15 protein-coding genes are annotated in these 19,102 nt (G+C 65.6%); 6 read left to right on the top strand and 9 right to left on the bottom strand.

The window, feature by feature from the left end; genetic code table 11:
* Positions 1–11 precede the first annotated feature (11 nt).
* Genes ACED18_RS13645 through kdpF form a run of 6 tightly spaced genes read right to left on the bottom strand, consistent with a single transcriptional unit; the run spans position 12 to position 7,851 of the window.
* Entirely contained in the window at positions 12–704 is a 693-nt protein-coding gene (locus tag ACED18_RS13645) for a response regulator (protein WP_377293073.1), read from the bottom strand.
* The gene (locus ACED18_RS13640) at positions 701–3,385 is read right to left on the bottom strand and encodes an ATP-binding protein (protein ID WP_377293071.1); all 2,685 of its coding nucleotides are present in this window, start codon (positions 3,383–3,385) and stop codon (positions 701–703) included. Before ACED18_RS13640 ends, ACED18_RS13645 begins: the two co-directional genes overlap by 4 nt.
* A gap of 10 nt (positions 3,386–3,395) precedes the next feature.
* Positions 3,396–3,965 carry a potassium-transporting ATPase subunit KdpC gene (kdpC, locus tag ACED18_RS13635; protein WP_377293069.1) on the bottom strand — a complete coding sequence of 190 codons (570 nt, stop codon included), beginning with the start codon at positions 3,963–3,965 and terminating at the stop codon, positions 3,396–3,398.
* Between the two features lie 2 nt (positions 3,966–3,967).
* Positions 3,968–6,031 carry a potassium-transporting ATPase subunit KdpB gene (gene kdpB, locus ACED18_RS13630; protein ID WP_377293067.1) on the bottom strand — a complete coding sequence of 688 codons (2,064 nt, stop codon included), beginning with the start codon at positions 6,029–6,031 and terminating at the stop codon, positions 3,968–3,970.
* A 10-nt stretch (positions 6,032–6,041) separates the two neighbouring features.
* Entirely contained in the window at positions 6,042–7,751 is a 1,710-nt protein-coding gene (gene kdpA, locus ACED18_RS13625) for a potassium-transporting ATPase subunit KdpA (RefSeq protein WP_377293065.1), read from the bottom strand.
* 13 nt (positions 7,752–7,764) lie between these two features.
* Positions 7,765–7,851 (bottom strand): K(+)-transporting ATPase subunit F, encoded by an 87-nt coding sequence (gene kdpF, locus ACED18_RS13620; RefSeq protein ID WP_377293109.1) that lies wholly within the window; start codon positions 7,849–7,851, stop codon positions 7,765–7,767.
* Between the two features lie 585 nt (positions 7,852–8,436).
* On the opposite strand from kdpF, the gene ACED18_RS13615 reads away from it, so the two are divergent.
* Positions 8,437–10,188: an MFS transporter gene (locus tag ACED18_RS13615; RefSeq protein WP_377293107.1), complete on the top strand. Its 1,752-nt coding sequence runs from the start codon at positions 8,437–8,439 to the stop codon at positions 10,186–10,188.
* Between the two features lie 182 nt (positions 10,189–10,370).
* Here the strand turns inward: ACED18_RS13615 and ACED18_RS13610 are convergent, their stop codons facing one another.
* Positions 10,371–11,825, bottom strand: a complete 1,455-nt coding sequence (locus ACED18_RS13610) for a DHA2 family efflux MFS transporter permease subunit (protein ID WP_377293063.1) — start codon at positions 11,823–11,825, stop codon at positions 10,371–10,373.
* Between the two features lie 288 nt (positions 11,826–12,113).
* Between ACED18_RS13610 and ACED18_RS13605 the strand changes: the two genes are divergently transcribed.
* Positions 12,114–13,121, top strand: a complete 1,008-nt coding sequence (locus ACED18_RS13605) for an MBL fold metallo-hydrolase (protein ID WP_377293061.1) — start codon at positions 12,114–12,116, stop codon at positions 13,119–13,121.
* Positions 13,122–13,337: 216 nt separating this feature from the next.
* Here the strand turns inward: ACED18_RS13605 and ACED18_RS13600 are convergent, their stop codons facing one another.
* Positions 13,338–13,646: an ATPase inhibitor subunit zeta gene (locus ACED18_RS13600; protein WP_377293059.1), complete on the bottom strand. Its 309-nt coding sequence runs from the start codon at positions 13,644–13,646 to the stop codon at positions 13,338–13,340.
* A 278-nt stretch (positions 13,647–13,924) separates the two neighbouring features.
* On the opposite strand from ACED18_RS13600, the gene guaB reads away from it, so the two are divergent.
* The 4 genes from guaB to adhP all read left to right on the top strand — a co-directional run bounded on the left by guaB (position 13,925) and on the right by adhP (position 17,684).
* Positions 13,925–15,421 (top strand): IMP dehydrogenase, encoded by a 1,497-nt coding sequence (gene guaB, locus ACED18_RS13595; RefSeq protein WP_377293057.1) that lies wholly within the window; start codon positions 13,925–13,927, stop codon positions 15,419–15,421.
* 154 nt (positions 15,422–15,575) lie between these two features.
* Entirely contained in the window at positions 15,576–15,941 is a 366-nt protein-coding gene (locus tag ACED18_RS13590; RefSeq protein WP_377293055.1) for a hypothetical protein, read from the top strand.
* A 140-nt stretch (positions 15,942–16,081) separates the two neighbouring features.
* Complete coding sequence (locus ACED18_RS13585; protein ID WP_377293053.1) at positions 16,082–16,507, top strand: MAPEG family protein; 426 nt, start codon at positions 16,082–16,084, stop codon at positions 16,505–16,507.
* Between the two features lie 103 nt (positions 16,508–16,610).
* On the top strand, positions 16,611–17,684 hold the full coding sequence (gene adhP, locus ACED18_RS13580) for an alcohol dehydrogenase AdhP (protein WP_377293051.1): 1,074 nt from the start codon (positions 16,611–16,613) through the stop codon (positions 17,682–17,684).
* Positions 17,685–17,967: 283 nt separating this feature from the next.
* Here adhP and ACED18_RS13575 read toward each other — a convergent pair whose 3' ends face one another.
* Positions 17,968–18,918, bottom strand: coding sequence for a LysR substrate-binding domain-containing protein (locus ACED18_RS13575; RefSeq protein WP_377293049.1), 951 nt, complete (start codon positions 18,916–18,918; stop codon positions 17,968–17,970).
* Positions 18,919–19,102: the final 184 nt, after the last annotated feature.

Here is a 19,102-nt window from a genome sequence, read left to right as displayed (position 1 = left end):
GCCGCGCGATATCAGTCCTGGTCCGCCATGCGGTAGCCCACGCCCGGCTCGGTGCGCACGATCTGCGGTTCGGTGGGGTCGCGTTCGATCTTCTGCCGGAGCTGGCCGATGAAGACGCGCAGGTAGTGCAGGTCGTCGGCGTGGGCGGGGCCCCAGATGGTCGTCAGCAGCGTGCGGTGGGTGACGACACGGCCGGCGTGGCGGGCAAGGAGGAGCAGCAGATCGTACTCCTTCGGCGTCAGATGCACAGGCTCGCCGGCGCGCGTGACCAGCCGCTTGACCGGGTCGATGCTGAGGCCATCGACCTCGGTGACGGCAGGGATCGCGTCGCGCCGGCCCCGGTGGCGCAGGGCCGTGCGGATGCGGGCGGTGAGTTCGCCGATGCCGAAGGGTTTTTCGACATAGTCATCGGCGCCGAGATCGAGCGCTGCGATCTTCTCGCTCTCGCGGTCGCGGGCCGAGAGGATGAGGATGGGGATGTCCGACCAGCCCCGCAGGCTGGCAATGACCTCCTTGCCGTCCATGTCGGGCAGGCCGAGGTCGAGGATGACGAGGTCGGGTGCCCTTGTCGCGACGGCCTTCAGGGCCTCCGCTCCCGTTGCGGCCTCCACGACATCGTAGCCGGCGGCCGCAAGCGACGGCTTCAGGAAGCGCTGGATCTGCGGCTCGTCGTCCACCACCAGAATGCGGGCTTCGCTCGTCATGGATCTGTCCTGGCATCGCCTTCGGGAAAGCGCATCACGATCCGCGTTCCGCGCTTTTTCAAGGCAGGACTTTCGGCATGAATGCGACCGCCCATGGCCTCGACGAAGCCGCGGGCGATGGATAGGCCAAGCCCGGTGCCGGGGGCGCGGCCGTCCGGCTTGCCCCTGCGATAGAATTTTTCGAAGATCCGGTCCAGATCCTCGGCCGGGATGCCGCGTCCGAGATCGGTGACGGAGATCACCACGTCCCCCTCGTCGCGTCGGGCATAGACATTGACCGGGGCGTCGCCACCATATTTCACGGCATTGTCGAGAAGGTTGAACAGCACCTGTGACAGCAACACGCTGTCGCCACGGATGAGCGGCAGGGCGGCGGCGATCCCCGTGTCGATCTGCCGGCCGGGTGCATATTTGCGGGTGCGCTCCACCGCCGACTGAACGACATCGGCGACATCCACCCAGTCGCGCTTCGGCTTCAGCGTGCCGGCCTCGATGCGCGTCATGTCCAGGAGATTGGCGACGAAACGGCTCATCCGGCCGCTTTCCTCCTCGATTGACTGCAGGAGATCGTCGCGGCTTTCCGCGCTCATGCGGTCGCCGAGTTCGCGAAGCCCGGTGACGGCGCCCGTGATGGTGGCAAGGGGCGTGCGCAGGTCATGCGAGATGGAGGAGAGCAGCGCCTCGCGGTAGCGCTCGCCCTCCAGCCGTGCGGCCTGCTCCACCGTCTCGTCGGCGAGCCGCGCGCGGTCGAGCGCAATCGCCGTCTGGTCGAGGATGGCGGCCAGCGCGCGCTCGGCATTGAGGTCGAGCCGCTCGCCCGCATGCTCGATGCCGCACACACCGACGATACCGTGGGGGCCGGAGAGCGGGCGGAAGGCGAAGCGGCTGTTGGGAAGCGTGCCGGTGCCGTGGCCGGCCGCCTCGCGCTTGTCATGGGCCCAGCGCGCGGCGGTGTAGTCGGTGAGATCGAGTTCCGTATCCGGCGGCCAGGCGGCGGCCACGGTCAACTCGCCCTTCTTCGGCAGCAGCAGCACCACCTTTCGCCTGAGGCTCGCCTGCAATTGCGAGACGGCGAGCCAAAGCGCGTCCTCGCTTTTCGCGGTGGTCGAGAGCTTGCGGGAGAAATCGTAGAGCGATTGCAGCGCGCTCGCCCGCACCCGCGCCGCCTCCGCCTGTTCGCGGATGCGCGAGGCAAAACCGCCGGCGATCACCGCCACGGCGATGAAGATGAAGAGCGCGAAGACCTCGTGCGGCGCGGCGATGGTGAAGGTGTGGATGGGATCGATGAAGTAGAAATTATAGGCGAGCGCGGACAGTGCCGCAGCGAGGAAGGCGGCGACATAGCCCCCGACGACGGCAGCGCCGAGCACAGCCAGCAGGAAGATCAGCGAAATGTTCGGCAGGTTGACGAAGCGGTCGATGATGACGGCCATCAGCGTGGTCGCGGCAACGAAGCCGAGCGCCGTCAGGGCGGAGCGTTGCAGGTCCCTCAGCAGCGGGCGTGGCAGGGCGGGGGAGAGGTGCAAGCCGGTCTCGCCGTCGCCCGTGACGACGTGAATGCCGAGGCCGGACGCCTGACGCGCCAGCGCGTCCGGCAGCGAGCGGCTGACGAGCGCCTGCCACCGGCTGCGCCTGCGGATGCCGACGACGATCTGGGTCACGTGTTCGCGGCGGGCGAGTTTCAGGATCTCGGCGACGAAATCATTGCCGGTCAGCCGGCGCGTTTCCGCCCCCAGCGCCTCGGCGAGGTGAAACAGCGTGTCGATGCGGTTCAGCCGCTCGGGCGTCTCCACCTCGCGGTCGGCCCGTTCGATGGAGACGACCAGCCAGGGGGCGTTGAGGCCTGAGGCAAGCCGGCTGGCGACCCGCACCACCTTCTCCGACAGGGCATCGGCACCGACGCAGACCAGCAGGCGCTCGCCCGTTGCCCAGGGTCCGTCGATGGCGTTCTGCTTGAGGTAATCGACCATCTGGTCGTCCACCCGGTCGGCGGTGCGGCGCAGCGCCAGTTCGCGCAGCGCCGTCAGATTGCCGAGGCGGAAGAAGCTGTCGGCGGCGCGGCTGGCGCTGTCGGGCAGGTAGACCTTGCCCTCCTTCAGCCGCTCGATGAGTTCGGAGGGCGCGAGATCGACCAGCAGCACCTCGTCGGCCCGCTTCAGCACGGTATCGGGCACGCGTTCGCGCACGGTGACGCCGGTGATCTCGGCGACGAGATCCGCAAGGCTTTCGAGATGCTGGATGTTGAGCGCCGTCCACACATCGATGCCGGCGGCGGTCAGTTCCTCGATGTCCTGATGGCGCTTGGGGTGGCGGCTGTCGTCCGGGTTGGAATGGGGGAGCTCATCGACGATGACGATGCGCGGGCGGCGGGAAAGGGCCGCATCCAGATCGAACTCCTCCAGCATGCGGCCGCGATGCGGCACGCGCCGGCGCGGCAGCACCTCCAGCCCGTCGATAAGGGCCGCCGTCTCGCTGCGGCCATGGGTCTCGACCAGGCCGACGACGATGTCGATGCCGTCAGCCTTCAGCCGCCTTGCGCGCGACAGCATGGCATAGGTCTTTCCGACGCCGGGGGCGGCGCCCAGAAAAACCGTCAGCTTGCCCCGGCGGTCCTTGTCCGCCAGGGCAAGCAGGGCATCGGGATCGGGACGACGCTCGTCCCTGCGGTCGTCATCCGCCATGCGTTCACGCTCACTTCGTCAGGGCATCGAGTGCCAGATTGAGCTCTAGCACATTCACTCGGGATTCGCCGATGAGGCCGAAGGCGGGATGTTGCGTCTGGCGCTCCACCAGCGCGGCGACATCGGCCGGGCCGAGACCGCGCGCGGCGGCAATGCGGGAAACCTGCGCGCGGGCAAAGTCCGGCGAGATATCCGGATCGAGGCCGGAGCCGGATGTGGTCACGGCATCGGCGGGCACCGGGCGGGTCATGCCGGTCGCGGCAAGGCGCTCCACCTCCGCCGCGACTCGGTCGCGAAGCTTGACGGAGGTCGGGCCGAGATTGGAGCCAGAGGAGGCGGCGGCGTTATAGGCGTCCGGTCCGGTGGCGGAGGGGCGCGGCCAGAAATAGCGCGCGCTCGTGAAGGCCTGCCCGATCAGCGTGGAGCCGGCGACGGCGCCGTTGCGCGTCACCAGCGACCCGTTGGCCTGATCGGGAAAGGTGGTCTGGCCGATGCCGGTGATGGCCAGCGGATAGGCAAGGCCGGTCAGCACCGTGAAGGCAACGACGAGGGTGAAGGCGGGGCGGAGATGGTTGAGCATGATCACACCAGATGAAGGGCGCTGACGGCGAGGTCGATGACCTTGATGCCGGCGAAGGGAAGAACGAGACCGCCGAGGCCGTAGACGAGCAGGTTGCGGCGCAGAAGGCTCGCCGCGCCGGCCGGCGAATAGGCGACACCTTTCAGGGCGAGCGGGATCAGCGCAACGATGATCAGCGCGTTGAAGATGACGGCCGAGAGGATGGCCGATTGCGGCGAGGCCAGCCCCATGACGTTGAGCGCGCCAAGTGCGGGATAGGTGGCGACGAAGAGCGCGGGGATGATGGCGAAATACTTCGCGACATCGTTGGCGATCGAAAACGTCGTCAGCGACCCGCGCGTCATCAGGAGCTGTTTGCCGATTTCGACGATCTCGATGAGCTTGGTGGGGCTGGAATCGAGGTCCACCATGTTGGCGGCCTCGCGGGCAGCCTGGGTGCCGGTCTGCATGGCCACGCCGACATCGGCCTGGGCAAGCGCCGGCGCATCATTCGTGCCGTCGCCGCACATGGCGATCAGGCGGCCGCCCTGCTGCTCGCGGCGGATATAGGCGAGCTTGTCTTCGGGCGTCGCCTGGGCGAGGAAATCATCGACACCCGCTTCCGAGGCGATGGCGGCGGCGGTGACCGGGTTGTCGCCGGTGACCATAACGGTACGGATGCCCATGGCGCGCAGCGCCGCAAAGCGTTCCTTGATGCCGGGTTTGACCACGTCCTTCAGGTGGATGGCGCCGAGCAGACGGTCGCCATCGGCAACGGCGAGCGGCGTGCCGCCGCTGCGGGCAATGCCATCGACGGCGCGGCGGAAGTCTTCCGGCGCGGCCTGTTCGGTCAGTCCCGCAAACCGCAGCACCGCATCGACAGCACCCTTGCGCAGGCGGCGCGGGCCGATATCGACGCCCGAGAGGCGCGTTTCGGCGGTGAAGCCGATGATGGCATCGAAGGTTGTCTTCGGCTGTGCGATACCGAATTCGCCGCTGGCGAGCGCCACGATGGAGCGACCCTCCGGCGTTTCGTCCGACAGCGAGGCGATGAGCGCGGCTTCCGCGAGCTCTGCCGCCGTCACGCCCGGGGCGGGCAGGAAGTCGCTCGCCATGCGGTTGCCGAAGGTGATGGTGCCGGTCTTGTCGAGCAGCAGCGTATCGACGTCGCCGGCCGCCTCCACCGCGCGCCCGGAGGTGGCGATGACGTTGAAGCGCACGAGGCGGTCCATGCCGGCAATGCCGATGGCCGAGAGCAGACCGCCGATGGTGGTGGGGATGAGCGTGACGAGCAGGGCCGCGAGCACCGTGACCGACAGGACCGTGCCGGAATAGCCGGCGAGCCCCCAGATGGCGACGCAGACGAAGAGGAAAATCAGCGTCAGGCCCGAAAGCAGGATGGACAGCGCGATCTCGTTCGGCGTCTTCTGCCGCTGCGCGCCCTCGATCAGCGCGATCATGCGATCGACGAAGGAGGAGCCGGGCTGCACGGTGATCTTCACCTTGATCTCGTCCGACAGCACCTGGGTGCCGCCGGTGACGGCAGACCGGTCGCCGCCGGATTCGCGGATCACGGGGGCGGATTCGCCGGTAATGGCGCTTTCATTGACGGAGGCGACGCCTTCGATCACCTCGCCGTCGCCGGGGATCAGTTCGCCGGCCGCAACCAGCACGACATCGCCGATCTTCAGCATCGAGGCGGGAAGCGTCTCGGTGCGACCATCGGCGGTCAGCCGGCGGGCGACCAGCTCCGACTTGGTCTTCTTCAGGCTGTCGGCCTGGGCACGGCCACGCCCTTCGGCCACGGCCTCCGCGAAGGTGGCAAAAAGCACGGTGAACCAGAGCCAGGCGGCGATCTGGCCGGAAAAGCCGGCGGCAGAAGGGTTCGTGACGAGGTCGCGCAGGAAGAGCACGGTCACGACGGCCGCGACCGCTTCCGTCACGAAGATCACGGGATTGCGCAGCAGCTGGCGCGGATCGAGCTTGCGCACCGCATCGCCAAGCGCGGGCACGACGATGTCGGGGTCGAAGAGGCCGGGCGCGCGGTGCGCCTCCCGCGTCTCCGGATGGGTCTTGTCGTTGGACATGGGAAAATCCTTAGAAGGTCTGGCCGGCGAGCATGGCGAGGTGTTCGACGATCGGGCCGAGCGCCAGCGCCGGGAAGAACTGCAGGCCGCCGAGAATGAGGATGATGCCGATGAGAAGGCCGACGAAGAGCGGGCCGTCTGTGGGGAAGGTGCCGGCAGAGGCAGGCGTCTTCACCTTGGCGGCGAGCGAGCCGGCAATGGCCATGACCGGCACGACATAGGCGAAGCGGCCGAGCAGCATGGCGATGCCGAGCGTGGTGTTGTACCAGACAGTATTGCCGGAGAGGCCGCCGAAGGCCGAGCCGTTGTTGCCGGCGGCCGACGTATAGCCATAGAGGATTTCCGACAGGCCGTGCGGGCCTGATGTGCCGATGCTCGCCACGGCGAAGGGCAGCATGGCGGAAACGGCGGTGAAACCCAGGATGACGAGCGGCAGGATCAGCACGGCCAGCATGGCGAAGGTCATCTCGCGACCCTCGATCTTCTTGCCGAGGAATTCCGGCGTGCGGCCGACCATGAGGCCGGCGACGAAGACCGACAGCAGCGCGAAGACCAGCATGCCGTAGAGACCCGAGCCGACGCCGCCCGGCAGCACTTCGCCGAGCTGGATGAGGAACATCGGCACGAGGCCGCCGAGCCCCGTCATCGAGCCCAGCATGCCGTTGACGCCGCCATTCGAAAGGCCCGTGGTCACGGCCGTGTAGAGCGCCGTCATCGCCTGGCCGAAGCGGATCTCCTTGCCTTCCATGTTGCCGAGTGCCGGATCGACGCCGAGCGCCGTCAGGATCGGGTTGCCTTGGGCTTCCGCCCAGTAGGTGACGGCAACGCCGGCGATCAGGAGCACGGCCATGGCGGCGATCAGCGCCCAGCCCTGCCGCCGGTTTCCGACCATCTGGCCGAACGTGTAGACCATCGCCGCCGAGATCGAGAGCATGGCGAAGATGTTGAGGTAGTTCGACCAGGCGGACGGGTTCTCGAACGGATGGGCGGCGTTGACGTTGAAGAAGCCGCCGCCATTGGTGCCGAGCTGCTTGATCGCTTCCTGCGAGGCGACGGGCCCCAGCGAAATCACCTGATTGGCGCCTTCGAGCGTGGTGGCGGTCACGGAGGCCTGGAGCGTCTGCGGCAGGCCCATGGCGACGAAGGCGAGCGCGACGACGATGGCGAGCGGCAGCAGCACGTAGAGCGTCGCGCGCGTCATATCCACCCAGAAATTGCCGAGTGTGGCGACACGCGAGCGGGCCAGCGCACGGGTGAAGGCGACGGCGAGCGCCATGCCGGTGGCGGCCGAGAGGAAATTCTGCACCGTCAGCCCGGCCATCTGGCTGAAATGGCTCATGGTCGCTTCGCCGGCATAGTTCTGCCAGTTGGTGTTGGTGATGAAGGAGACCGCCGTGTTGAAGGCAAGATCCGACGGCACCGCCGCGAAACCCTGCGGATTGAACGGCAGAACGCCCTGCAGGCGCAGGATCGCGTAGAGCGCGAGGAACCCGGCCAGAGAGAAGACGAGCATGGCAAGCGTATAGGCAAGCCAGCTCTGCTCCCTGTCGGGATTGACGCCGCTCAGGCGGTAGAGATCGCGCTCCAGCCGGCCCAGCACGGGGGACAAAAGGGTGCGCTCGCCGGCAAAGACGCGGGCCATGTAAAGGCCGAGCGGCTTGATGACGACGAGAACGGCGAGAAGGAGGAGGCTGATCTGGAGCCATCCGACGGTGGTCATGGCGCGCTCCCGATCAGAACCGCTCGGGACGCAGAAGCGTCACGACGAGATAGATGCCAAGGGCGATGGCGACGAGGAGGCCGAAGAGAGGTTCGAGCATGATGCCGCCTCACAGCCGGTCGAGCGCGCGGGCGTAGAGCGCCAGCACGAGAAGCGTGCCGCAGCCAAGCGCGATGAAGATGAAATCGAACATGTCGATGCTCCTGTTGAGACAGGAACCGGCTTACGCCCGATGACGGTCAGGTTTCGATTGGGAAGGTGGGGGCAGGAGATAAGGAAAGTATAAGGATGCCGCCCGCGCCGCCGCGCCGCGCGGCGATCGCAAGCCCGCAAAGCGATCAAAAGGTAAGTCATGGAGAACGCATTCATCCACAGTCTTACCCCCTCTCTTCAACCAAAGTCGTCCTGAACCGCGCGCCTCCAGCGTGTTACAAAGGATCATGGCGCCCGACAAACCATCCCTTGCGGAGTGCGGTCGGGCGGCAGCCGCGCCATGGGAAGGATGCGGATTTCGTTTGGCTGGCCGCCACAGGGGCCGTGTCCGTTCCGGGAGGTCGAGGACGGAAGCGGCGGTGGCCGGGACAGGGAATAGGACGCCGGACTCGTCAGTCACGGCGAACACTGGAGGAGGAATTTTTCAATGGCAGCGACGGATATCAGCAATGTCGGGGACCGCTCGCGTCCCATGACAGCGGAGGAGAAGAAGGTCATCCTGGCCTCCTCCGCAGGCACGGTCTTCGAGTGGTACGATTTCTATCTTTACGGCTCACTGGCGGCCATCATCGGCGCGCAGTTCTTTACGGCTTTCCCGGAAGCAACGCGCAACGTGTTCGCGCTTCTGGCCTTCGCCGCCGGCTTCATCGTGCGGCCCTTCGGTGCGCTGGTCTTCGGGGCGCTCGGCGACCTCATCGGCCGCAAATACACCTTCCTGATGACCATTCTCATCATGGGCTTCTCCACCTTCCTCGTCGGCATGCTGCCGACCTACAACAGCTGGGGTGCGGCCGCGCCGATCATCCTCATCATCCTGCGTATGGCCCAGGGCCTGGCGCTCGGCGGTGAATATGGCGGTGCCGCTGTCTACGTGGCCGAGCACGCGCCGGCCAACCAGCGCGGCTATTTCACGGCCTTCATCCAGACGACGGCAACGCTCGGGCTCCTGCTCTCGCTCGTCGTCATCCTCTCGGTACAGAGCTATGTGAACAGCCACTGGGATCCGACCCCGGTTCTCGATGCGGCCGGTGCCGCCGTCATGAACCCGGAAGGCACGCCGAAGATGATCAAGGCCTTCGATCTCTGGGGCTGGCGCATCCCGTTCCTCGGCTCGATCATCCTGCTCCTGGTTTCGCTCTATATCCGCATGCAGATGCATGAATCCCCCGCCTTCAAGAAGATGAAGGCCGAGGGCACCGCATCCAAGGCCCCGCTGCGCGAAGCCTTCGGCACCTGGAAGAACGGCAAGTTCGCCCTCATCGCGCTCTTCGGCCTCGTCGCCGGCCAGGCCGTTGTCTGGTATTCGGGCCAGTTCTACGCGCTGTTCTTCATCCAGAACGTCGTCAAGGTCGACAGCTTCACCGCCAACGTCATGGTGGCCTGGTCTCTGATCCTCGGCACCGGCGGCTTCCTGTTCTTCGGCTCGCTGTCGGACCGCATCGGCCGCAAGCCGATCATCCTCGCCGGCTGCCTGATTGCCGCGCTCACGTACCACTCCGTCTTCCCGCTTCTGACGAAGACGGCCAATCCGGCGCTCTATGCCGCCCACCAGACCCCGGTCATCGTGACCGCCGCCCCCGGCGACTGCTCGTTCCAGTTCAACCCGACGGGCACGGCCAAGTTCACCTCGTCCTGCGACATCGCGAAATCGACGCTCGCCAAGACCTCGGTGAATTATGAAACGGTCGAGGATGCGGCCGCCACGACGGCGCAGATCAAGATCGGCGACACCGTCATCCCGGCCTACAACGCCGCAACGCTTGCCGGTGACGATGTCAAGGCAGTGCCGGCCGCCTTCACCAAGTCTGTCAACGACGCGCTGACGGCCGCCGGCTACCCGCTGAGCGCGGAAGCCAACACGACGGTCATCAAGGCCGGCAACTTCTTCGACATCTTCACCGGCCAGAAGATCACGGTCATCCTGATCCTGACCTATCTGATCCTGCTGGTGACCATGGTCTACGGTCCGATCGCCGCCATGCTGGTCGAACTCTTCCCGACCCGCATCCGCTACTCCGGCCTGTCGCTGCCCTACCATATCGGCAACGGCTGGTTCGGCGGCCTGATGCCGGCCACCGCCTTCGCCATCTCCGCCCAGACCGGCAACGTCTATGGCGGCCTGTGGTACCCGATCGTGATCGCCGCTGCGACGGTCGTCATCGGCGTGCTCTTCGTGCCCGGCGGCACGCACAAGAAGGACATCTTCGCCGACGACGCGCGGTGAGGCATGGTTCCGGACGGGGCTCACCGGGCCCCGTCCTCGCAGGTCAATGCAGACAAGGGCAAACGTCCGGTCACTCGCCTGGGTGACCGGACGTTTCCGTTTGGGGAAAAGGTGCCACGAAGGCTGTCAGCGACGAAACGGCGTCGATGAACGGCCGGGCGACTGCCCGCGGCCGCCTGCTTTCACTCCGCCGCTTCCTCGACCAGCTTTGCCGCCCTGCTGCGATGGCCCGATACGCGCTCCCCTGCATTGCCATCCATGCGCACGAAGGGGATCACGGCCAGCAGCGTCAGTACGGCGATGATCATGAAGGCGAGCTGGAAATCGCCGAGCGTCAGGCGCGTGCCGGTGAAAAGGTTCTCCAGCTCGAGGATCGTGCCGGCAACGGCCACGCCGAGCGCCAGGCTCATCTGCTGCAGCACCGCGCTCATGGCGGTCGCCTTGCTGGCGTCCCGGTCGTCGATATCGGCGAAGGAGAGCGCATTGACGCTGGTGAAGAAGAAGGACCGCGCAAATCCGGCGATCAGCAGCGTGCAGAACATCACGGCATAGGGCGTGGCCGGCGTGAAAAGGCCGTTGGCGAAGGTCATGGCCGAGCCGATCAGCGCCGCGATGATCAGCGTGGTACGGAAACCCGCCGCAGCCAGCACGCGGCGGGCGAAAAACTTGGTGGTGATGGCGCCGATCGCCCCGACGAAGGTGATCATGCCCGACTGGAAGGCATTAAGCCCGAAGCCCACCTGCAGCATCAGCGGCAGCAGAAAGGGCACCGCGCCGACCGAGATGCGAAACAGCGTGCCGCCCGTCGCTGCCGCGCGAAACGCGCTGTCGCGGAAGAGCTTGAGGTCGAGGATGGGGGCTGGATGCCGGCGGGCGTGGAAGACGTAGAGCACGCCGCAAACGACGCCGATGACAATCGCCGCGATCCCGATCACCGGCGGAAGGGCCGGCATGCTGACGACCGAAAGACCGAACATGGTGCCGGCGGCGGCGATCGCACTCAGCAGAAAGCCCCTGACGTCGATCGGCGGCGGGGCCGCGGCCTCGATCACCGGCAGGTAGAGCCCCGACGCGATGTAGCCGATCAGCCCGACCGGAACGTTGATGAGGAAGATCCAGTGCCAGGAGAAATAGGTGGTGATGAAGCCGCCGAGCGGCGGTCCGGCGAGCGGCCCGACAAGGGCCGGAATGGTCAGCAGCGCCATGGCGGAGACAAGCTGGCGCCGGTCGGTGCCGCGCACCAGCACCAGGCGCGCCACAGGCGTCATCATCGCCCCGCCCATGCCCTGCAGGAACCGCGCCAGCACGAAATCCACGAGGCTCGACGACACGGAGCAGAGAATGGAACCGGCGATGAAGACGAGGATCGCCCAGCGAAACACGCGCTTGGCGCCGAAACGGTCCGCCATCCAGCCGCTCAAGGGAATGAAGATGGCAAGCGACACCATGTAGGCGGTCAGCGCCAGCTTGAGCGTGATGGGGCCGACGCCGAGATCGCGCGCAATCGCCGGCAGCGAGGTGGAGATCACGGTCGAGTCCATCTGCTCCATGAAAAGCGCGACGGCGAGAATGATCGGCACCAGCCTGTTGAGCGGGGCGGGTTCGGACGGGGAAAGGTCTGAAGCAGAGACTGGCATGGGGCACGCATCGGATGGGGGCCGGAAGGGGAGGGCGCGGCCCGTCGGGATCTTGGTCGAGGCAATAGATAGCGTCGTTACTCCACCTGTCCTCTCGCAAAGATGAAGATTTGGTAAGGGTCCATCACATCGCTGTGAGAGACGTGTCTTTCCGGCTGGTGCGCCTATCTTGCAGCATGGTCCAGACAGCCGTGGCCTTCGTAAGCGGCGACGGAAATGACTTGAGGCTTTTCACTACCGGCCATCCGGCCGCCACCCGCAAGCCGACCAGCAAAAGAGGATATTGCCATGTCCGAACCGCTTTCGACGCCCGCCGCCTTCACGCTCAATCGCCGCGTTCTCTTCGGGCTGACCGCCGGCGCACTCGCCGCACCCGCCATCCTGCCGCGGCTCGCCTCGGCCCAGAATGCCGCCGCACCGGCTGCCGGCGCCGAGCCTGCGCCCCGCATTCACAGCTTCCCGCTCGGCGGCTTCAAGGTCACCGTGATCTCCGATGGCAAGCGCGTCTCGGAAAAACCGCAGGAAACCTTCGGGACCAACCAGACGCCCGAAGCCGTCGGGGAGCTCCTGACCGCCAATTTCCTGCCGGCCGACAAGTTCGTCAACGGCTTCTCGCCGACGCTGGTCGACACCGGCTCGGAAGTCGTTCTCTTCGATACCGGCATGGGCGAGGGCGGCCGCGAGGCGGGCGCCGGCCAGCTGATCAAGGGCCTGGCGGCTGCGGGCTACACCCCCGACAAGGTCTCGGTCGTCGTCATCACCCACATGCATGGCGACCACATCGGCGGCCTCATGGAGGGCGGCAAGCCGGCCTTCCCGAACGCACGCTATGTGACCGGCCAGACCGAGTACGATTTCTGGAAGGACGCGGCCCGCGTCGGCACGCCGGCCGAGAACGGCCACAAGACCGTGCTCGCCAAATTCGCGCCGCTCGCGGAAAAGGCGACCTTCATCGGCGATGGCGGCGAGGTCGTCTCCGGCATCTCCGGCATGAATGCCTTCGGTCACTCGCCTGGCCACATGGTCTACCGCATCGAATCCGACGGCAAGGCGATGATCCTGACGGCCGATACGGCCAACCACTTCGTCCTCTCGCTGCAGCGTCCCGACTGGGAAGTGCGCTTCGACATGGACAAGGCCGCAGCCGCCGCGACCCGCAAGAAGGTTTTCGACATGATCGCGACCGATCGTCTGCCCTTCGTCGGCTACCACATGCCGTTCCCGGCCGTCGGCTTCGTGGAAAAGCAGGATCAGGGCTACCGCTTCGTTCCGGCCAGCTACCAGTTCGATATCTGAGGCCGATCGTCAAACGGGCGGGACGGATGATGTCTGTCGCNCAGGGCTACCGCTTCGTTCCGGCCAGCTACCAGTTCGATATCTGAGGCCGATCGTCAAACGGGCGGGACGGATGATGTCTGTCGCCGCCCGGCGTTCGACGCTGTGGCCGACAGCACCGGCCGCGCGTCTGGGCCCGTCGCTTCTTCCGAGGCGGCGGGCTTTCGCTGACCGCGATCAGTGATCGTGCATGTCGCGCGCGACGTCGCGCAGCACGGCAGCCATGCGGCTCTGCAATTCGTCGTCGCTGACGGATGCGCCGGCCAGCGCAAGATCGGAGCGCAGGCGCTCAAAGGCCGCAGTCGGGCCTTCGGCAGAGGCAAGAGCCAGCTCCTGCGCGTAGGCATCCGCATCCTGCCGGCGCATGGTTGCGGCAGCCCACAGGCCGACCAGCGCATTGCGCCGCGCCTCGGCCTTGAACATGAATTCCTGCTGGTAGGCGAACTCCGTTTCGAGGGCCTGGGCCCGCTTCCTGATGGCAGTCATTTTAGTCCCCGTTCGAAAAGCTTTTATCCGGTTCTGTTCCCGAACCGTGAGCACAACCTAACCGGCAGAGCTTAAAAACGAGGCCACCATAAAGGGCTAATGGACCGTCAACCGATTTGATCGACTTGCAAGGCAGGTCAGGCGTGCGGTTTTTTCAGTTCCCAACCTGTCAAAGACGTGTTACGTGCCCTCGCCAACTTCCAAGAAACGCTTCCAGCGACCGGGCGACCCGCCGTTCCGGAACCGTTTCGTTTTTCGTTTGTGAAAAGGATATTGGCATGGCCCGCATCATCGAGACAGCTACCGGCATGGAGGCCCTGACCTTCGACGACGTGCTCCTGCAGCCCGGTCACTCCGAAGTCATGCCCGGCCAGACGAATGTCGCGACCCGCATCGCCCATGATTTCGAGCTGAACCTGCCGATCCTCTCCTCGGCCATGGACACGGTGACGGAAGGGCGCCTCGCCATCGCCATGGCCCAGGCCGGCGGCCTCGGCGTCATCCACCGCAACCTGACGCCGGCGGAACAGGCCGAGGAAGTCCGCCAGGTCAAGAAGTTCGAAAGCGGCATGGTGGTCAACCCCGTCACCATCGGCCCGGATGCGACGCTCGCCGATGCCCTGTCGCTGATGAAGATCCACGGCATCTCCGGCATCCCGGTTGTCGAAAACGCCGCCTCCGGCAAGGCGGGCCGCCTCGTCGGCATCCTCACCAACCGCGACGTGCGTTTTGCCTCCAATCCTGCCCAGAAGATCTACGAACTCATGACCCGCGAGAACCTCGTGACGGTCAAGGAAAACGTTGATCAGGTCGAGGCCAAGCGCCTTCTGCATTCGCACCGCATCGAAAAGCTGCTGGTGGTGGATGGCGAGGGGCGCTGCGTCGGCCTCATCACCGTCAAGGACATCGAAAAGTCGCAGCTGAACCCGAACGCCTCCAAGGATGCGCAGGGCCGGCTGCGCGCCGCCGCTGCCATCTCTGTGGGTGACGACGGTTTCGAACGTGCCGAACGCCTCATCGATGCCGGCGTCGACCTCATCGTCGTCGATACCGCCCACGGCCATTCGCAGCGCGTTCTGGACGCCGTCACCCGCGTCAAGAAACTGTCGAACTCGGTGCGCATTATGGCCGGCAACGTCGCCACCGCCGATGGCACGAAGGCGCTGATCGATGCCGGTGCTGATGCCGTCAAGGTGGGCATCGGTCCTGGCTCGATCTGCACCACGCGCATCGTCGCCGGTGTCGGCGTTCCCCAGCTTGCCGCCATCATGGCCTCCGTCGAGGCCGCGCAGGCCAGCAACATCCCCGTCATCGCCGATGGCGGCATCAAGTTCTCCGGCGACCTCGCCAAGGCGATCGCCGCCGGTGCCTCGGCCGTCATGATCGGCTCGCTGCTGGCCGGCACGGATGAAAGCCCGGGCGAGGTCTTCCTCTACCAGGGCCGCTCCTTCAAGGCCTATCGCGGCATGGGCTCCGTCGGCGCCATGGCGCGCGGCTCGGCTGACCGCTATTTCCAGGCCGAAGTGCGCGACACGCTGAAGCTCGTGCCGGAAGGCATCGAAGGCCAGGTGCCCTACAAGGGGCCGGTCGGCGGCGTGCTGCACCAGCTCGCCGGTGGCCTCAAGGCCTCCATGGGCTATGTCGGCGGCAAGGACATCAAGGATTTCCAGGCCAAGGCGACCTTCGTGCGCATTTCCGGCGCCGGCCTGCGCGAAAGCCACGCCCATGACGTGACGATCACCCGCGAAAGCCCGAATTACCCCGGCGCCGTCTGATCCAGACGACTGGCGAAGATCGAAAGGCCGTGTCTCTTAACCAAGAGCACGGCCTTTGTCATTCCGCCCCGTTTTGGGTGTTGCAAGCAGGCTCTAACATTCCAAGAATGCGCGCGTCCGGCGCGGTTGGGAGCGCCATGCAGAGGGAAGTTTCATGCTGAAGACATTGATGACCGCGGCCGCACTCAGCCTGGCCGCGACCACGGGCGCATTCGCGCAGGAAGTCACGGCCGGCACCTATGACGTCGAGGGCACCAATCTCGACGGCTCCGCCTATAGCGGCACGGCAACCATTGCGCTCGAAAGCGACACGACCTGCTCCATCACCTGGGAAACCGGCGGCACGACCTCGCACGGCATCTGCATGCTCTATGACGATGCCTTTGCGGCTGGCTACGTGCTGCAGGATGCCGTCGGCCTCGTGGTCTACAAGGTCAAGGGCAACGGTGTCCTGGAAGGCGGCTGGACGATCACCGGCAAGACCGGCTCCGGCACCGAGACGCTGACGCTCAAGAAGTAAGTTCGCGTCGGAAAGACCATCCATCAGGGCCGCGCCGGATCTCCGGCGCGGCCTTCCGTTTGGCCGGGCGCGGATCGGCGTTTCCCTTTGCCGCAGGCTTGCTCTACATCTGCGGCCCCGCACCGATGGAGTTGCCGCCTGTGATCGTCCTGTCTTCCGCCTATCTCTTCTGGCCGATGTTTGCCCATGTGCTGCTGGTTCTCGCCGTCTACATGCTGCTTTCGAAGTGGCGCGTGGCGGCCGTTCGCGCCGGCAAGGCGTCGGTCTCGCAGTTCAAGGACAATCTCGCCGAGCCCGCCGACAGTCTTGCGGCGAAGAACAACATCGCCAACCAGTTCGAAGTGCCGGTGCTCTTCCACATCGCCTGCATCCAACTGCAGCTTTTCGATGCCGTGACCATCCTGCCTGTCGTGCTCGCCTGGCTGTTCGTCGCCAGCCGCATCGCGCATGCCACCATTCACCTGACGAGCAACCGCGTGATGTGGCGCCGCCGCGCCTTCATCGCCAGCCTCCTTTTGACCGTCGGCCTCTGGGCCTATCTGGCGCTCGATCTCGCACTGGGTTGAGGGCGGCGCATCCCCGCGTTGATTCCGATCAAGGGCAGCGGCGTGACGCGGTGCTACTGACGGCCATCCGAAACCCGCAGCCAGGTCTGCGAAGGAGACGACGATGGCAGGGATGATGAAAGCCGCGGTGGTGCGCGAATTCGGCAAGCCGCTGACGATCGAGGAATACCCGATCCCGACACCGGGCCCGGGCCAGATCTTGGTCCGCTACGCCGCGACCGGTGTGTGCCACACCGATCTGCACGCCGCCAATGGCGATTGGCCGGTCAAACCCAATCCGCCCTTCATCCCCGGCCATGAAGGCGTCGGCCATGTCGCCGCGCTCGGCGCCGGTGTCACCGGCATCCGCGAAGGTGACAGGGTCGGCGTTCCCTGGCTGCACACGGCCTGCGGCTGCTGCTCGCCCTGCCGCACCGGCTGGGAAACGCTCTGCGGCAGCCAGAAGAACACCGGCTATTCGCTGGACGGTACCTTCGCGCAGTATGGCCTGGCCGATCCGGCCTTTGTCGGCCGCCTGCCGGATAGTCTCGACTTTGGCCCGGCCGCGCCGGTGCTCTGCGCCGGCGTCACCGTCTACAAGGGCCTGAAGGAAACCGAGGTCCGCCCCGGCGAATGGGTGGTCATCTCCGGCATCGGCGGGCTGGGCCACCTCGCCGTGCAATATGCCAAGGCCATGGGCATGCATGTGGTCGCAGCCGACATCTTCGACGACAAGCTGAAGCTCGCGACGGCGCTCGGCGCCGATGTCGTGGTCAACGGCCGCGATGCCGATGCCATCGAGCAGGTGCAGAAGGCGACGGGTGGCGTGCATGGCGCGCTTGTCACCGCCGTCTCGCCCAAGGCCATGGAACAGGCCTTCGGCTTCCTCCGCGCCAAGGGCACGATGGCGCTCGTCGGCCTGCCGCCGGGCTTCGTGGCGCTGCCGGTTTTCGACACCGTTCTCAAGAGAATCACCGTGCGCGGTTCCATCGTCGGCACGCGACAGGATCTGGAGGAAGCGCTCGCCTTCGCCGGCGAGGGCAAGGTCGCCTCGCATTTTTCCTGGGACCGGCTGGAGAACATCAACGCCATTTTCGCCCGCATGGAAGAGGGCAGGATCGATGGCAGAATCGTGCTGGATCTTTCTGAGCAAAAGCTTCAATACATTGAAGATAATACACGTTTTGACTGTAGATAGGGAGTGAAATCGAACCTTTGCGGTAGGCGGAATTTACCAGCCTGAAAGTTTAACCTTAACGCGGGCAAGGATTCAACAAGACCAAAAATGGCGCCTTTCCGGCCTGTTGGCGGGTAGGCTCTTGCTGTAGGTTCCCAATCGCCGCGTTGGGCGGTGGGATATGCATTTCAACTTCCGGTTTTTCTTCCAGTCTTAGCCCCAGTGATTTCATCCGCCTGTCGCCGCGGTCGTTTGCTCAAACGGCCGCGGTTTTTCTTTGGGCATACCGGACGGGGTGGGGCGCCTACCAGCCTGGCAGCATATGGCTCTGGCGCAGGCGTGGATAACGCGGCAGACCCTTCAGGTCGTTCTCGATCTCGTCGCTCACCGTGTTCGGCGTGATGTTGTCGAGGCAGGCGGTGATATGGTTGGTGATCGCGTTGGACAGCGACGGCGAAAGGCCGGGCCGCCGCATGATGCCGATCTGCACCGGCGCCAGCGCCGGAAAGCCATCGGTCACCGACAGAACCTTCATCCCCGGCCGCAGTGCCGATTCCGGCATCACCGAAACCGCCATGCCCGCAAGCACGGCCGCCGCGACGACGGTGGAAGACCAGCTCGTGAAGAGCACGTTGTATTCCTTGCCGGATGCATCAAGCGCCGCACAGGCCGCCTGCCGCCACTGGCAGTCGCGACGACCGACCGCGAGCGGCACCGGCGCGTTTTCCGGAAGCGGGTGGTTGACGGAGCTGACCCAGCACAGCGGTTCGGTCCGCACCACGTCGGAGGCGCGGGCGCGGGGATTGTGCGTCACCAGCGCAATGTCGAGATCCCCGCGCGCCAGCTTTTCGGCGAGATCGACCGAGGGCTCGCAGACGATGTTCAACTCGACATTGGGATGCGTCTTGGCAAAGCGCATGATGATTTCGGGCATGTACCGGTCGGCATAGTCGTCCGGTGTGCCGATCCTGAGCGTCCCTTCCAGACGATTGTCGTCGAAGGACGCCATGGCCTCGTTGTTCAGGCGAATCATCCGCCGGGCAAAGTTCAACAGCTTGTCGCCATCCACCGTCAGCCGGTTGCCGCGCCCGTCCTTGACGAAAAGCGGCTTGCCGACCCGCTCTTCCAGCCGTCGCATCTGCATGGAAACGGCCGATTGCGTCTTGAAAACGCGATCGGCAGCCTTGGTAAAGCTGCCGGTATCGGCGATGGCGACGAAGGTCTGGAGCTGGTCGATATCGAGCGGTGCGGACATGAACGGGTGCCATCAGTTAAACTGATGGATATCATTAGAAACATTCGTTGGACTGATCAATACGGATTTGCGAAGCCAGCAAGGCAAATCGCTGGCGGCCACCGTTCCCGGGCTGCCGCCGATCTCTGGTCAAGGCCCCGCCCATCCGCCCGGGCGGGGCTTCGTCCGCCATTGTTTCAACGCG

Origin of the sequence: Rhizobium sp. SG2393 (assembly GCF_042610495.1) — a bacterium.
Classification (GTDB): Bacteria; Pseudomonadota; Alphaproteobacteria; order Rhizobiales; family Rhizobiaceae; genus RU20A.
This window is presented reverse-complemented; position numbering and strand designations above follow the sequence as displayed.

Excerpts from the sequence above, each read along its gene's own strand:
- ACED18_RS13600 (WP_377293059.1), bottom strand. The coding sequence starts at position 13,646 with ATGACTGCCATCAGGAAGCGGGCCCAGGCCCTCGAAACGGAGTTCGCC.
- kdpF (WP_377293109.1), bottom strand. The coding sequence starts at position 7,851 with ATGCTCGAACCTCTCTTCGGCCTCCTCGTCGCCATCGCCCTTGGCATC.
- ACED18_RS13645 (WP_377293073.1), bottom strand. The coding sequence starts at position 704 with ATGACGAGCGAAGCCCGCATTCTGGTGGTGGACGACGAGCCGCAGATC.
- ACED18_RS13615 (WP_377293107.1), top strand. The coding sequence starts at position 8,437 with ATGACAGCGGAGGAGAAGAAGGTCATCCTGGCCTCCTCCGCAGGCACG.
- ACED18_RS13590 (WP_377293055.1), top strand. The coding sequence starts at position 15,576 with ATGCTGAAGACATTGATGACCGCGGCCGCACTCAGCCTGGCCGCGACC.
- kdpB (WP_377293067.1), bottom strand. The coding sequence starts at position 6,031 with ATGTCCAACGACAAGACCCATCCGGAGACGCGGGAGGCGCACCGCGCG.
- guaB (WP_377293057.1), top strand. The coding sequence starts at position 13,925 with ATGGCCCGCATCATCGAGACAGCTACCGGCATGGAGGCCCTGACCTTC.
- adhP (WP_377293051.1), top strand. The coding sequence starts at position 16,611 with ATGGCAGGGATGATGAAAGCCGCGGTGGTGCGCGAATTCGGCAAGCCG.
- kdpC (WP_377293069.1), bottom strand. The coding sequence starts at position 3,965 with ATGCTCAACCATCTCCGCCCCGCCTTCACCCTCGTCGTTGCCTTCACG.
- kdpA (WP_377293065.1), bottom strand. The coding sequence starts at position 7,751 with ATGACCACCGTCGGATGGCTCCAGATCAGCCTCCTCCTTCTCGCCGTT.
- ACED18_RS13575 (WP_377293049.1), bottom strand. The coding sequence starts at position 18,918 with ATGTCCGCACCGCTCGATATCGACCAGCTCCAGACCTTCGTCGCCATC.
- ACED18_RS13640 (WP_377293071.1), bottom strand. The coding sequence starts at position 3,385 with ATGGCGGATGACGACCGCAGGGACGAGCGTCGTCCCGATCCCGATGCC.
- ACED18_RS13605 (WP_377293061.1), top strand. The coding sequence starts at position 12,114 with ATGTCCGAACCGCTTTCGACGCCCGCCGCCTTCACGCTCAATCGCCGC.
- ACED18_RS13610 (WP_377293063.1), bottom strand. The coding sequence starts at position 11,825 with ATGCCAGTCTCTGCTTCAGACCTTTCCCCGTCCGAACCCGCCCCGCTC.